This window comes from Polaromonas sp. P4_H1 (assembly GCF_056400945.1).
In genome coordinates this window covers 1-692 of record NZ_JBFUKG010000066.1, presented here as the reverse complement: position 1 = coordinate 692, position 692 = coordinate 1, and the positions used below count along the sequence as shown (strand labels likewise).

At 64.5% G+C, this 692-nt stretch carries 1 protein-coding gene; it reads right to left on the bottom strand.

What is annotated here, in order from left to right; translation table 11 throughout:
* The coding region (locus AC1DS5_RS25090) for a preprotein translocase subunit SecA (protein ID WP_477720957.1) at positions 1 to 692 on the bottom strand (692 nt) is incomplete at both ends.

Genomic DNA, 692 nt, shown 5'->3' with positions numbered 1-692 from the left:
GGCCAGGGTCGCCCTGACGGCCGGAGCGGCCGCGGAGCTGGTTGTCGATGCGGCGTGACTCATGGCGCTCGGAGCCCATGATGTAGAGGCCGCCGGGCTTCTCGACGGTCTTGGCCGGCTTGCTGCCCTTGGCGGGCTCGATCTCGACCACTTCCTTGGCGTTCAGCACGATTTCGCGGAAGCGCTCGATCTCGGCCTTGATCTCGGCGATCTTGGCAACCTTCTCGGCTTCGTCGGCGATATCGGCCGTTTCGATCTGCGCGCGCATCTCGACCGAGCCGCCGAGTTTGATGTCGGTACCGCGGCCGGCCATGTTGGTGGCGATGGTGATGGCGCCGGGGACGCCGGCTTCGGCGACGATATAGGCCTCTTGCTCGTGGAAGCGCGCATTCAGCACCGCGAACAGTTTCGCCGGCTTGCCGGAACGCGCGGCCGCATAGAGCTTGTCCATCGCCTTCGGCTTGGTGAAGTCGATCAGCTTGTAGCCGTTCTTGAGCAGATACTCGCCAAGCACTTCCGATTTTTCGATCGACGCGGTGCCGACCAGCACCGGCTGCATCCGCGCATTGGCGCGCTCGATCTCGGCGAGGATGGCGGCGTGCTTCTCGTCCTGGGTGCGATAGACCTCATCGTCCTCGTCCATGCGGCCGATGCCGACGTTGGTGGGCACTTCGACGACTTCGAGCTTGTAG